This is a genomic window from Candidatus Culexarchaeum yellowstonense (assembly GCF_024707025.1).
Classification (GTDB): Archaea; Thermoproteota; Methanomethylicia; order Culexarchaeales; family Culexarchaeaceae; genus Culexarchaeum.
Map to the genome: position 1 here is coordinate 1 of NZ_JANGFQ010000032.1, position 13,683 is coordinate 13,683.

Consider the following 13,683-nt stretch of genomic DNA (forward strand, 5'->3'; position numbering starts at 1 on the left):
TTTATCATTATAAATTTTTATACAGCCCATACGACATTATCTATGTGGTTTTATGGAGAGGGTTGGGGTATTCATTTCAGTTTATGGTGCTAGGGAAATCTTTGAATTGCTCAAAATATATTCCAGTGGAGTTTACTCCACTAGGTTTTATGTTGTTTCCAAGCAGTATAACCCCATTGTTAAGAGGGTTGTTGAAGTTACTGGTGGAGAGGTTCTTGTGGATTCAAGTTTATCGATAAAATCCCATATTCATATGATTGAGAAGTTTAAGGATGATTTGGACATAGCCATATGTACACATGAGAAGCCAATTATAGGTGGTTTGAGGGATGAGATTGAGAGGAGGGGGATTAAGCTTTACACAACATTCCCCACATCCACTTTTGCATTGGAGAGGAGTAAGATTCTTCAGAGGAAGCTTTTCCCCGAAGATTATAATCCCCCGTGGAAGGCGTTCTACCCTAGATCTTACCCAAATGAGAATGAACTTTTCCATGATGTTAAGGTTTGGGTGGAGAGTCTTGGTGGTGCATGTAATGTGGTGTTTAAACCTGATGAGCCTGCTGCTGGTAAGGGGGTTGCTGTTGGTGGGGAACACTTCCAAACAATTGAAGATCTCTTAGCAAATTATGTTTCAGGGTTTAATTCTCCATTCATAATTGAGCGGAGGGAGGAGGTTGAGGAATCCAGTTGTCAATTGTGGTTTGATGGGAATATTGATCACATAAGTTTCCTACGATACCCTGAGGTTAGGGATTATAAGAGGGCTTTTGATGGGGATTTAGGTCCAAATACTGGTGGTATGGGTTGCTATATGGATTCAAACTTCAAGCTCCCCTTCATGTTTGAAGAGGATTTTGAAGCTGGATACGATCTAGCCCGTAGGACTATTAGGAATGTGGAGAAGTGGGCTGAGGAGAATGGGTTTGATAAGTCTGGGATGAAGCCTTGCATGTACTATTTGGCTATGGCTCATCCACACAAGGTTTTTGAGGGTAATATTGGTAGACCTGGGGATCCTGAGGATATACCTCCACTCCTATCCATGAAGAATGACCTCCTCGAATTCTACTTCCACCTATGTGAGGGTAACCCTGAGAGGCTTGAATTCGATTTGAAGGCAACAGTTCTAGTTTATGTTGTTCCACCAACTTATGGTGGTAAGTCTTCCATTCATAGAGATATAGTTTTAAACCTACCTGAACTCTTCGACTTAAATATTTCCTCCGATAGGCTCCTCATACCTGGGGATGTGGAGGTTAGGGCTGATGGTAGGATATATGCAAGGACTTCTAGGAGTGTTGCTGCAGTGGCTGTTGGGGAGTGTTTAGAGGAAGCTGCTCAGAAAGCTCATAAACTTGCAGTTTATGTTGAAGATAATTCTGAACCTAAAGGGTTACTTTGGCATAGGGGTGATGTGGGGGTTAAAGCTCATGTGGATAAGAGTATTCAGCATAGGAGGATTTTGAGGGAGAGGTTTGGTTTCTAATGATTAGACGTATAATCCCATTGGGTTTTGACAGTTTTGGAGTTAGATCTATGGCCACATATGTTGAGACTGATGATGTGAAGGTGGTCTTAGATCCAGGGGTTTCATTGGCACCTTTGAGGTATGGTTTGGAGCCCCATTACCTTGAGCTTCAACGTATGGATGAAGTTTGGTCTGACATTAAGAATTACTCCTCCGAGGCTGATGTTCTTATAGTTACGCATTACCATTATGATCATCATGATCCAGATTCCCCAGACATTTATGGGGGTAAACTGGTTTTAATTAAGGATCCAAATGAGAATATCAATTTCAGTCAGAGGAGGCGTGCTTCATACTTCTTGGATAAAATCAATAGCTTCGCTAGTAAAATTTCCATTGCAGATGGGAATAGCTTCAAATTTGGGGGTACATTGATATCATTTTCAAAAGCAGTTTTCCATGGGACGAATCCTAGGTTGGGTTTTGTAGTTGAGGTTTCCATAAGGTCTGGTGGTGAAGTCTTCCTCTACACTTCTGATGTTGAGGGGCCATCAGTTGATAGTCAAGTGGAATTCATATTGGCTGAGAAACCCAACATACTATTCGTCGATGGACCTATGACGTACATGCTTGGATACAGATACTCCAATAGGAGTTTGGAAGCTTCCATTGAAAACCTAATTAGAATTTTAAGTTTGAGGTGCGTTGAAACATTGGTTTTGGATCACCATTTACTTAGGGATTTAAAGTATAGGGAGAGGGTTTCAAGGGTTTATGATGTTGCAGGGGAATTCAATTGTAGGGTTTTAACTGCTGCAGAGTTTTCCGGTAGGAGTATTGAGATGCTTGAAGCACATAGGAAGGATTTATATGAGAAGTATGGTGGCTGGGAGGAGGGTTAAGGGGTTAGGATTTTAGATGAAAACTGAATTCAAAACTCTAGCTGAGCTTTGTGAGAAACTTGAATCCATGAGTAGGAGGGGGTTGATGGTAAGTGAAGTTGCAGCTTTCCTCAAGAATCTTGATGTCGATGAAATTTCACCTGCAGTATCCATGATTCTAGGTAGAGCATTCCCATTGAGTAGTGGTTTGGAGTTGAATGTTAGTTGGAGCACAATACTCAAGGTTTTGAGGGGGATTGTGCATGGGGATTGGAGGATATTCACAGATGCATTTAAGAAGACTGGGGATGTTGGTTCTGCAGTCAAATTATTCTTGGAGTCTAGTAGGGTTTCTAGGCAGACCACTTTAGCCAGTAAGCATTTAACCATAATTGAGGTTAAACGTTTCTTTGAGGAAATAGCTAAGGCAAGTGGTAGGGGGGCTAGGGATCATAAAGCTAGGCTACTTGAATCCCTATTCAGCTTGGCATCGCCCATTGAAATGAAGTATATTGTTAGGATTTTGATTGGTGAGATGAGGACTGGTTTTAGTGAGGGTTTAATGAGGGAAGCCATTTCAGAAGCCTTCAACATACCCATAGAAGCAATTAATAGAGCTATGTTGATGGTTGGAGATTTGGAGGTTCTTGCTGAAACAGCTAAACGTTATGGTTTAAATGGATTCTCCAAACTTGGATTCCAAGTTTTCAGACCAATTAGACCAATGCTTGCAAAGGATGTTGGAAGTTTGAGGGAAGCCTTTGAAATCATTGGTGGTGAAGTTGCTTTGGAGTATAAGCTTGATGGTGTTAGAGTTCAGATACATAGGTCTGGCAGTGAAGTTAAGATTTATAGTAGGCGTCTAACTGACGCCACAAGTAGTTTGCCTGAGATAGTGGATGAGGTTAAGGGTGGATTGAAGGTTGAAGAGGCCATATTGGATGGTGAAGTTGTGGCTGTGGGGGATGATGGTAAACCCCTCCCATTCCAGTATCTGATGATGAGATTTAAGCGTAAACGTGATTTGGAAACTTCTTCAAAGATGTTTAAATTGAAATTATACTTGTTCGATGCAATATATGTTAATGGAGTTTCATTGATAGATAAGCCGTACATTGAGCGTAGGAAGATATTGTCTGAAATTTCCATGGGGATACCCCTGGTTAAGCAAATAGTTACCAATGATTCATCTGTGGCTGAAAATTTCCTTAAAGAGGCTTTGGAGTATGGTTGTGAGGGGGTTATGATTAAAGATCTTAGGGGGCCATATGTTCCAGGGGTTAGGGGGAAGTTTTGGTTTAAATTTAAGCAAACCCTTGAACCTCTAGACCTCGTCATAGTTGCAGCTGAGTATGGTTATGGTCGTAGGCGTAGATGGCTTTCAGACTACTATCTTGCAGCTAGGGATGAGGAAACTGGAAAATTTTATGTTGTTGGCAAAACCTTTAAGGGGTTAAGTGATGATGAGTTGGAGGAGATGACTAGGAGGCTTAAGGAGTTGGCGATTAGTGAGGAGGGGAGGAGGGTTTATGTTGCCCCGAAGATTGTTGTGGAAGTTTTATACAATGAGATTCAGAAGAGTCCTAAGTATGAGTGTGGTATGGCTTTGAGGTTTGCAAGGATTAATAGGATTGTTGAGGATAAGGGTCCTGAAGATGCTGATACAATTCAGCATGTTAGAGAGATATTTGAAAGGCAGTTTTCTTGGAGGAGACTTAACCTTTAAAGAGTGAAAAGGGGTGAATATGGTTATAAGCTCCAAGTATTATTAAATGTTTGTGGGTATGCATGTTATTCGGTTTAAGTGATTCTGAGATTTTGAAGAAATTGGATTCCGGTGATGTTAGGATAGCAGTTTATGGTTTGGGTAGGGTTGGCCTCCCCTTGGCTGTGGCTTGGCTTAGAGCTGGTCAGAGGGTTTTGGGTGTTGATGTTGATGAGAAGATTGTTGAATCCATAAATTCTGGTGTATCACCAATCTCTGATGAGCCAATAATACCTGAAGCCGTTAAACATTATGTGAGTATTGGAATGTTTAAAGCCACCACAAACCTTGTTGAAGCATCGAAGATTTGTGAAGTTAAGTTTGTTACTGTTCCAACGGGGATTGTTGATGGTAAATTTAATGGTGCACACTTGGAGAGGGCTTTAAGGGGGATTGGGAGGGGTTTGAAGAGGGGGGATGCTGTATGTGTAGAGTGTACAGTTCCACCAATGACAACGGAAACCTTCGTTAAATCCATACTTGAAAGTGAGAGTGGCCTTAAAGCTGAGGAGGATTTTGCTTTAGCCTTTAGCCCGGAGAGGATTTATGAGGGTAGAGCTTTGGAGGATTTGGAGGTTAGGTATCCAAAGATAGTTGGTGGGGTTGGTCAAAGGAGTACGCACTTCTTCTCCCTCCTATATAGGAGGATTGCTAGGAGGGGGGTTATTGAGATGGGTAGTGCTAGGGCTGCTGAGCTTTCAAAGATTTTTGAGGGGGTTTATAGGGATGTGAATATTGCATTGGCCAATGAGCTTGCAGCTCTATGCAGTGCTTATGGTGTGGACTTCTTTGAGGTTAGGGAGGCATCCAATAGTCAACCCTTCTGCCACCTTCATAAACCTGGGGTTGGAGTTGGGGGGCCATGCATCCCAGTCTACCCATACTTCCTCCTTGAATCTGCATCTAAGGTTGGTTTGAGATTAGAGCTAACTAGGTTGGCTAGAACCATAAATGAAGATATGCCTTCAAAAACCATTTCAATTCTGAGGGAAGTTATGTTTGAGTTGAATTTAGCTCCATCAAAAGCTGTTGTGGCGGTATTTGGTTTAGCTTTTAGGGGTAATATTGCTGATTCTAGGGGGAGCCCAACATATGAAATTGTTAAATTGCTCCTTAATATGGGGGTTAGGGTTGTGGTTCATGACCCATACATCAGCCTAGATCAGAAGCTGAAATCGCTTGGTGTGACTTTGACTGGATCCATTGAGGAAGCTGTTAAAGGGTGTAATGTTGTTATTATAGCCACTGATCATGATTACTATCGCAATCTGGATTGGGGGAGGATTTCAGATTTAATGTCTAGTCCAAAAATAATTTTTGATGGTAGGGGGATTGTGGATCTCTCTAATATTCCAAGGGGCATAACATTTGTTGGTATTGGTAGACCTAAAATTAGACTCTAAATGTGCATTTCCATTCAGCTACCTCTTTTCACTGGTGTATGTTGCATTATGAATCTTATTATTTCCATTTGAAGGTTTACTCTATTATTTATCTTTGTTAATCCATGTCCTTCATCGCCAACCTTTATGTATTTAACTTCCCTACCCCTCTTCTTCATTTCTTCAACGAGTTGTTCAGCTTCACTTATCGGTACTCTTGGATCGTTGGATCCATGTATAACCATTAATGGAGCTTTAATTTTATCTAAATGTTTTATTGGGCTTAGTTCCATCATTACATCGTACATTTTCTCCGGATCTCCATATTCATGCATCCTATACTTCCTCCTCCATGGCCCAGTATTCCTTATGAATGTGACTAGGTTCACTATTCCAACCCTTTCTACACCACAACTCCAGTATTCTGGGTATAGTGCCATGCTCATTAGTGTGGCATATCCTCCATATGATGCCCCTGTGATTGCTATTTCACCTTTACGTACAAGCCCCTCCCCCTCAGCCCAATCCACTAAGGCTCCTATATCCCTTAATGAGTCCATCCTCTTCTCACGGTCATCTAGGTGTATGAACGTTTTACCATAACCGCTGGACCCCCTAAAGTTTGGTGAGAGAACTATGTATCCTAGTTTTACGAGTATTTGTGGTAGGAATTGGAATGATGGTCTATCTTGACTTTCAGGTCCACCATGTATTGTTACCACTGCTGGGTATGGTGGTTTCCCAGTTTTTGGCTTGTAGATTAATGCTGGTATCATCATTCCATCCCAACTCCTATATCTGACGGTTTCTGGCAGTACGTTTTCCTCCATTTTCACGTGGTATTTTGGTGAGTATGTTATTTGCCTTTGCCCAGCTCCTTCACTCCAAACCCATATTTCGTTTCCAATTTTTGGGCTTGAAATTGAGTATGTTAATCCAATTTTACCCCAAGATATTTCACTTATAACCCCCTTCGGAATCTTCATTTCCCTAACGTGTGTGAAGTCTATGTTTGCAGTGTATAGTTTTGAGTATCCCTCCACATTTTCGCTAAATGCCACTTTAAGTTTATCTGGGGATACTTCTATGGCTTCCACATCCCTATCTGGCTGGTATAGGTATTTCCACCCCCTCCTATTTAGATCGTATATGGCTATTCCCATGTATTCTGAGTTTATGTTTGTTGTGAATAGGAATTTCCCATCTCCAAGGTTTTTTGGGTTTGTGTTTGCAGCTTCCCCATCATGTTTTGTGAGGTTTTCTAGATTCCCATTTTTGAAATCTATTAGGTATATGTCACTATCTAGATTTGTATTGTTGTGTATTATTAGTGCATGGTCGTGGTTTACCCATTCCACAAGGTTGTTGGTTCCCTCCATTTTTGCAATTGGTCCTTCAACCTTTCCACTTAGCTTATAAATGTATATGTCGAAATCCACTTCATTCCTCTTATTTGATGTGAATCCTAAAGTTTTTCCATCAATGCTCCATGCACCTAAATTATTTATGTCACTTCCATCACCAGCCACATGTGTTAATTTATCATTGTTGAGATCGTATGTGGATATTTGCCATCTCTCATTTCCATCGATATCATTTGTTAAAGCTACAATACCATTTTCACTTACACTCAAATTTCCAACTCTCTGTTCCATTGGTATTAGGGGGTCGCTTCTATTCATGTCATAAATCCATGGTATTGGCACACCAGTTGTATCGCTCAAATATATGAGTTTGTATGAGTTTTTCAATGCCCTAGGTGTTGTGGCTGATCTTATGCTTAAATACTTCTTTACTTCAAGCCATATTGGATCGTACATTTCCATAATCATAATTCTTCATCACAAATAATTATTGTATAACCTCCTCTTTAACGGTATCGCTTAAATACATTTTATTGTAGAGTTATTTCGGTGGCTACTACGCATGTATTTTGAATCATATTTCGATGTTAAGATTCCAATGAGGGATGGTGTTAAGCTTTCAGCAGACATATATCTTCCACGTAGAGGCGGCAAGTATCCAGTCATCTTGATTAGAACACCATACAATAAGGCTTTGCCTGGTGAGATAAAGTATGGGACTCGTGATGTTGAGTTCTATGTTAAGAATGGATATGCTGTTGTAATTCAAGATGTTAGGGGTAGAGGGGATTCTGAGGGTGAATGGCATCCATTCATACATGAGGGTGAAGATGGTTATGATACTATAAAGTGGATTTCAGAGCAAGATTGGTGTAATGGACGTATAGCGATGATGGGTGGATCGTATAGGGGCTGGGTTCAATGGGCTGCTGCTAAACTAAATCCACCAAACCTTGTAACCATGATTAGTACAGCTGCTGCTGGGAGATGGTTTCAAGAGCTACCATACTATAATGGTTTAGTTAGTTTGGGGATGTTGGAGTGGCTTCACTATGTTGGCGGTCGAGTTGTGCAAAACCCTGATGTTGTGGATTGGGTTAAAGTTTTGTGGCATTTCCCATTAAAGAGTATGGATGAAGTTCTAGGTAGAGTTAATACTGTTTGGAGGGTTTGGTTAAGTCACTCAAAACTTGACGATTACTGGAAGAGCATACTATTAACTGAGGAGGATTTTAAGAGGATTAACCTCCCAGTTCTCCATATAACTGGATGGTATGATGGCGATCAACCTGGAGCCACATACTTTTATGAGGGGATGGTAAGGTATTCCCCAGCTAGGGATAAGCAGTACTTGGTTTCAGGGCCATGGGATCATGCTGGTACGAGGGTTCCGAGGAGGGTTCTTGGAGGCGTTGATTTCGGCCCAGAAGCAGTTATAGACCTCCTCAAATTACATTTATGGTGGTTTGATTACTGGTTGAAGGATGATGAAAAAGCCTTAGAGAGTATACATGAATTCTTTGGTGGTGGTAGATGCTTAACCTTCGTTATGGGATTGAATAAGTGGGTTTCAAGGGATATTTGGCCTCCGAGGGAGGTTTGTTGGTGCAATTGGTATATTGATAGTGGTGGTAGGGCGAACACTCTATTTGGTGATGGTAGATTAACGGTTGAAAAGCCTAGTATTGAATCTTATGATTCATACATATATGATCCAATGAATCCAGTCATATCTTCAGTGGACTTCAACTTCTATTCCCCAAAGGCTGTTGAAACACCATTGGATATTAGAGCTTTAGAATCTAGGTTTGACGTCTTAGTTTATACTAGTGAACCATTGAAGAAGCCAATTGAAATTGCAGGTAAACCCAAGATGTTATTGTATGCATCAAGCGATTGTATTGATACGGATTGGATATGCTTACTCTCCAAAGTCTATCCGGATGGCAGGTCCATTCTATTTAATTATGGTGGTCTTAGAGCTAGGTTTAGGGAGTCCTTTGAGCGGGAGAGTTTCATGGAGCCAAATAAGATTTACAAATTTGAGTTCAACTTCTTCTTTGATACAAACATTCTAATAGAGCCTGAGTGCAGGTTGAGGCTATCCATAACAAGTAGCTACTTCCCAAGATTTGATAGGAACTTCAATAGTGGTGAACCTATAGGTGAAATGTCGAAGGCTAGGAAGGCTAATAACGTAATTTTCCATGGAGGAAATCTATCTTCAGCACTCCTCCTACCAATAATTGGTGGAGTCAATATGTGAAAAATGAAAAATATTTTTTAATTTTAATTTATTTTTGCTTTACTTATCCCCCTAAGTACTTTTCCTCTAAGTATTTTAGTAGGTGTTCTGGGTTCATTTCTTCATTGAAGCTCCTCTTGAGCAGTTCCTTTGGTTCGTATACTGATCCCCACATGTGTATCTTGTTTCTCAAGTACTCCCTTATTGGTTTGAAGTTTAGTTTGGCTATTTGTGTTTCGAAGTCCATTTCCCTTTTCATATGCTTTAGTATTTGTGCTGCCACAACGTTTCCAATTGTGTAGTTGCAGAATGATCCCAGTCCACTACTCCAATGTATGTCTTGTAATACACCTTCACTATCCTTCTTAGGTCTAATTCCAATTAGTCTTTCAAATTCTGAATTCCATACTTCCGGCAGTTCATCCATCCTTACTTCTCCAGTTATCATTGATTTTTCCAGTTTGTATCGTAGGAGTATGTGTAGGTTGTATGTGACTTCATCTGCATCAACCCTTATTAGGCTTGGCTTAACGGTGTTGAAGTAGTAGTATAGTTCTTCTGGGGTGTATTTCTCCACAAATTTCAAGTGCTTTTTGATTGTTGGGTATATGGCTTCTGCAAATACTCTACTCCTCCCAATTATGTTTTCCCAGAATCTAGATTGGCTTTCATGTATTCCTCCACTAACCCCTGTGGCTAGTATTGTTCCAGATAACCTTTCATCTATCTGTAATTCGTATAGGGCATGTCCATACTCATGTATTGTACTATACATACTCCTCTTGAAATCCTTTCCCTCATATCTTGTTGTTATTCTTACATCCCTTATACCTATGCTCGTTGTGAATGGATGTGTGGATACATCGAATCTAGATCTAACTCCCAATGGATATTCAAATATCTTCAGTATTTCTAGGTTTAGATTCTTCATGTCATCAACATTATATTCAACGTCTTCAAGTTCATGTTTTGATCTGTATCTCCCTTCCCTCTGCACCCTGCTAAATATCCTCCTTATTCCAGGTTCTAATACGTTGAACATTTTATCGGCATCCCTGGTTCTAAACCCTTCCTCATATAGATCTAGTAGTGCATCGTATGGGTGCTCCTCATATCCCAAGTATTCAGCAAACTTCCTCATTAAATCCACTATCTTCTCGAGGTATGGTTTGAATATTCCATATTCACTCTTAGATCTTGCAATCCTCCATTGTATGGTGGCTTCTGATGTGGTTTTCACATATTCCTTTAATACCTCTTCCGGTATGGCTGTTGCAATTTTTATCCTTCTCTTCAAAACCCTTATTAACCCCCTCTCATAATCATTTAGTTTCTCAATATTCCTTTCAGCTTCTTCCACTAAGCTCCTAAGTTCCTTTGATTTAAGTATACTTTGACCTAATGCTTGAAGTTCAGCTCTAGCTATCCCCCTCTCCGTAGCCCCCTCTTGTGGCATTAGGACTTCTATATCCCACCCCATTAGGCTGTCTGCAATGTCCAATGCCCATACAGTCCTAACCTTCTCAACTATTTTCCTTATATTCTCATCTTTGAATACTTCTTGACTCATATGTTCACCATAACAATCTTAATGGTTGTTTTAATTTAAAGGTGTTTTGCTATCATTGTAGGGTTGTAGCTGCCTTTAAAGCTCCCTTCACTGCTTTAGCTAAATTCTTACCCCAACAAAATATTGCTACACCACCTTCTCCCACACCATATTCTTCCTCCAATTTCTTCAATTGTTCATTCAATTCCCTTGACACTTCGACTCCTGGAATCAATACTCTCCCCATCCTCTTGATTATTATTGTAGCTCCATCAGCTCCAGCCCTCACAGCTTCATCCCTTTGCATTAATCCATTTGTAACCTTTTCAGCCCCCCTCCTCAATATTGCTAAAACCTTAGCTTTCCCCGGGGCTATGAGGTTGAATTCATCCCCATCATACAGCTTTATCCTCTCAATTCCCAATTCAATCAAATATTCCATTAACATTTTCTCTCCGAGATCTGTTAATTCACATCCCCTTGGAGTTGTCTTCAAAATCCCTGTTTCAGAAAGTTTCTTTAAAACCCCCCTTATGGTTCCATTTGGTATCTCCATTTCCTCAGATATTCTATATCTCCCCATCCCTCCACTATGCTTTATCATTATTAGTACTGTTGCTAGGTCTTCTAGGTCTATCTTCGGCGTTGGCCCCCTCTTCCCCCCTCTCATTTCACTCATTAATTTCTTGAGCATTACATGTTAATTGTGGTTTAAGCTGAATTTTAGTGTTATGGTGGTTTTGGAGGCCACTCCATTACGTTACTATACTTCCATGCGAATATTTCGCCATTTACCGGTATGTATTTGTCGCATGATATTGATCCAAGGATCCATATCTTCTTCTCAGAATCCCATCTCCACCACATCCAGTACATGTTTCTATTTGGATCGTTGTATACATTGTTTATGGATTCTATGAATACCCCATATTGATATGTCTTATACGTTACCTTCAACGCTTTTGTCATGGCTTTAAATAGGGTTTCCCCATTGCTTATTATTGTTTCATTATACCAAACTCTGCTCCCATTACCGTAATCCAAAAGTATTTTTACCTTGATTTCCCCACCCAATACCCTATTCACTTTTATGGTGTCATTTCCAATTTCCTCTATTACTTTAGCTATTTCTTGGTTTCCACTTAAGCTGGCATATTCCATGGCTTTCATCACATTTGATGTTAGCTTTTCCATGTACACTTTAACTTGCCTTATGTTTTCTTCCAAGTTTCTAGCATATGATGATAATTCCATCGTTTTTGTATAGTAGTATGTGGCGAATGCTGTGGATGATAAAGCCCATATGAATAGTATGATTATTGTAATCCAGTATACTTTACCTCTCATTTATCTTCACCCCCCTAACCTTTGGTAGTAGTATTGATACTAGGATTGCCGTTGACACTTCAACTATTGGCCCCATGGCATAGAGGGTTCCACCCATTACTGGTAGGAATAATCCAATTAAACCCATAATCACAGCTTCTTGGAGGGGCATGAATATTGCATAAAGCAGTATCGATGTTAATATGTCGTATGTGAAGGTTAACATCAACGTTACCGCCAATAATTCTAATCTGCATGGGTTTCTCCCCCTCCACATCAATCCACCTATTAACCCAATAATTCCACATGTTAAGCTTGTGAATATAGTCCAGTATCCCAATCCTAGGAATATATCTGAAACTAGGAAGCTAAGCAATCCCACTATGAATCCATTTAATGGTCCTAGGAGGGCTCCTGAAATTAATGCAAATGCCACTGGAAAATTTATTATTGGGATAGTTCCAACAATATTATGCTTAATTATTCTTAAAGCCACTGGAATTGCTGCTAGATTTGCAGTTAAAGCTAATTGCCTAGTTTTCACAATAGGTAATTTTGCCTACTCCCTATATATAATTTACTCTCACTTTCTCTTCATCTTCTTCTACGATTTTTATGTCGGCTTTACCTTTACTAAGAATATCCATTATGTTGGGACCCTCCCTTCTCCCTTCATGCTTCCCCTCACCTCTCTCAAATTTCTCCTCATTTTCACTTATCTCCTCTATCATCCTAGACTTCCTCCCCCCTTCTATGTATATCTTTGCCCCCGGATACTTTAATTCCAATTCCCTCTTCAATTCATCAACATCTACATCTTCACCTGCTTTCACGTGTATCTCGGTCTTATCCCCTGTTTGTGTTATTGTTATTGAGTAGCCGCTTGGGATGTTTAGATTTTCAAATTTCTTGAATATTTCATCCCATTCATCGAATAATGGTTCCCCGAAGAATTCATCGAATACGGATTTACGTTTCCTACGCATTCAACTCCCCCAAGCTTGTTATACACGTAACTTTTCAGATAACCTTTTAATGAAGTTTTCTGCATTAACTATCACTCTCTCATGTTCCCCCTCGCCAATCAATATTTCCCTCCATGTTGCCGTCACCTTGAATTTTATCCTCCTCCCATCTATCCCAATTATTTCTGAAGTTACTTTGATATTCTCTCCTATAGGTGCAGGATTTAAATGCTTCACACTAATTCCAGATCCAACAGTCACATACCCTTCTGGTAGGTGTTGTTGTGCAAGTTTGTTTGACGTTATCTCCATGAATGCAATCATTGATGGTGTTGATAGAACCTTAACATCCCCTGATCCCACGTTTTTGGCTGCATGTTCCTCCTCCACCTTATATTCTTCCGTCAACTTCATTCCTACACTCAATTTATGTTCTATGTCTGTTTTTGCTGGGAGTATCTTTACCCTCCTACCCTCAACTTTTAGTCTCCCCTCTTGGAATAGTTTTATGGCTTCAATTATGATCTCTTGCTCAGCTTTCTGAACTTTTGGTTTTAATGTTTCTGGTGTATCATCCTCCTCCACTGGTACAGCTTTTTGGAGTATTATTGGTCCAGTATCCACACCTTCATCCACAAAATGTAGTGTACATCCAGTAACTTTCACCCCATAATCCAATACTGCCTTATGTACTTCTAGATCCATTCCACCTGCAAAGGCTGGTAGTAGTGATGG

The 13,683-nt window shown here is 40.1% G+C and carries 11 protein-coding genes and 1 pseudogene; 5 read left to right on the forward strand and 7 right to left on the reverse strand.

The window, feature by feature from the left end; genetic code table 11:
• Positions 1-52: 52 nt before the first annotated feature.
• The 4 genes from MRT15_RS05685 (at position 53) to MRT15_RS05700 (ending at position 5,520) form a co-directional block, all read left to right on the forward strand.
• Positions 53-1,489, forward strand: coding sequence for a hypothetical protein (locus MRT15_RS05685; protein ID WP_304328740.1), 1,437 nt, complete (start codon positions 53-55; stop codon positions 1,487-1,489).
• Positions 1,489-2,373, forward strand: a complete 885-nt coding sequence (locus tag MRT15_RS05690; protein WP_304328742.1) for a hypothetical protein — start codon at positions 1,489-1,491, stop codon at positions 2,371-2,373. Before MRT15_RS05685 ends, MRT15_RS05690 begins: the two co-directional genes overlap by 1 nt.
• Positions 2,374-2,389: 16 nt before the next feature.
• A complete protein-coding gene (locus MRT15_RS05695; protein ID WP_304328744.1) occupies positions 2,390-4,078 on the forward strand; it encodes an ATP-dependent DNA ligase in 1,689 nt (562 codons plus the stop codon).
• Positions 4,079-4,140: 62 nt separating this feature from the next.
• Positions 4,141-5,520 (forward strand): nucleotide sugar dehydrogenase, encoded by a 1,380-nt coding sequence (locus MRT15_RS05700; RefSeq protein ID WP_304328745.1) that lies wholly within the window; start codon positions 4,141-4,143, stop codon positions 5,518-5,520.
• A 14-nt stretch (positions 5,521-5,534) separates the two neighbouring features.
• Here MRT15_RS05700 and MRT15_RS05705 read toward each other — a convergent pair whose 3' ends face one another.
• Entirely contained in the window at positions 5,535-7,331 is a 1,797-nt protein-coding gene (locus MRT15_RS05705; protein ID WP_304328747.1) for a S9 family peptidase, read from the reverse strand.
• Positions 7,332-7,425: 94 nt separating this feature from the next.
• On the opposite strand from MRT15_RS05705, the gene MRT15_RS05710 reads away from it, so the two are divergent.
• On the forward strand, positions 7,426-9,129 hold the full coding sequence (locus tag MRT15_RS05710; protein ID WP_304328748.1) for a CocE/NonD family hydrolase: 1,704 nt from the start codon (positions 7,426-7,428) through the stop codon (positions 9,127-9,129).
• Positions 9,130-9,172: 43 nt separating this feature from the next.
• On the opposite strand, the gene MRT15_RS05715 is transcribed toward MRT15_RS05710, so the two are convergent.
• The 6 genes and pseudogenes from MRT15_RS05715 to MRT15_RS12560 all read right to left on the reverse strand — a co-directional run.
• Positions 9,173-10,678 (reverse strand): carboxypeptidase M32, encoded by a 1,506-nt coding sequence (locus MRT15_RS05715; protein WP_304328750.1) that lies wholly within the window; start codon positions 10,676-10,678, stop codon positions 9,173-9,175.
• Positions 10,679-10,730: 52 nt separating this feature from the next.
• Positions 10,731-11,336: a DUF4443 domain-containing protein gene (locus MRT15_RS05720; protein ID WP_304328752.1), complete on the reverse strand. Its 606-nt coding sequence runs from the start codon at positions 11,334-11,336 to the stop codon at positions 10,731-10,733.
• Between the two features lie 50 nt (positions 11,337-11,386).
• Positions 11,387-12,004, reverse strand: coding sequence for a DUF4430 domain-containing protein (locus tag MRT15_RS05725; protein WP_304328754.1), 618 nt, complete (start codon positions 12,002-12,004; stop codon positions 11,387-11,389).
• Positions 11,994-12,527: an ECF transporter S component gene (locus MRT15_RS05730; RefSeq protein ID WP_304328756.1), complete on the reverse strand. Its 534-nt coding sequence runs from the start codon at positions 12,525-12,527 to the stop codon at positions 11,994-11,996. Before MRT15_RS05730 ends, MRT15_RS05725 begins: the two co-directional genes overlap by 11 nt.
• Before the next feature lie 22 nt (positions 12,528-12,549).
• Positions 12,550-12,969, reverse strand: a complete 420-nt coding sequence (locus MRT15_RS05735; RefSeq protein WP_304328758.1) for a hypothetical protein — start codon at positions 12,967-12,969, stop codon at positions 12,550-12,552.
• 432 nt (positions 12,970-13,401) lie between these two features.
• Positions 13,402-13,683, reverse strand: a pseudogene (locus tag MRT15_RS12560) (phosphoribosylglycinamide formyltransferase); the annotation flags it as partial.

What these genes read in the sequence shown, in the direction of transcription:
- MRT15_RS05695 (WP_304328744.1), top strand. Translation starts at nt 2,390, where the DNA reads ATGAAAACTGAATTCAAAACTCTAGCTGAGCTTTGTGAGAAACTTGAA.
- MRT15_RS05705 (WP_304328747.1), bottom strand. Translation starts at nt 7,331, where the DNA reads ATGATTATGGAAATGTACGATCCAATATGGCTTGAAGTAAAGAAGTAT.
- MRT15_RS05700 (WP_304328745.1), top strand. Translation starts at nt 4,141, where the DNA reads ATGTTATTCGGTTTAAGTGATTCTGAGATTTTGAAGAAATTGGATTCC.
- MRT15_RS05685 (WP_304328740.1), top strand. Translation starts at nt 53, where the DNA reads ATGGAGAGGGTTGGGGTATTCATTTCAGTTTATGGTGCTAGGGAAATC.
- MRT15_RS05715 (WP_304328750.1), bottom strand. Translation starts at nt 10,678, where the DNA reads ATGAGTCAAGAAGTATTCAAAGATGAGAATATAAGGAAAATAGTTGAG.
- MRT15_RS05720 (WP_304328752.1), bottom strand. Translation starts at nt 11,336, where the DNA reads ATGAGTGAAATGAGAGGGGGGAAGAGGGGGCCAACGCCGAAGATAGAC.
- MRT15_RS05690 (WP_304328742.1), top strand. Translation starts at nt 1,489, where the DNA reads ATGATTAGACGTATAATCCCATTGGGTTTTGACAGTTTTGGAGTTAGA.
- MRT15_RS05735 (WP_304328758.1), bottom strand. Translation starts at nt 12,969, where the DNA reads ATGCGTAGGAAACGTAAATCCGTATTCGATGAATTCTTCGGGGAACCA.
- MRT15_RS05710 (WP_304328748.1), top strand. Translation starts at nt 7,426, where the DNA reads ATGTATTTTGAATCATATTTCGATGTTAAGATTCCAATGAGGGATGGT.
- MRT15_RS05725 (WP_304328754.1), bottom strand. Translation starts at nt 12,004, where the DNA reads ATGAGAGGTAAAGTATACTGGATTACAATAATCATACTATTCATATGG.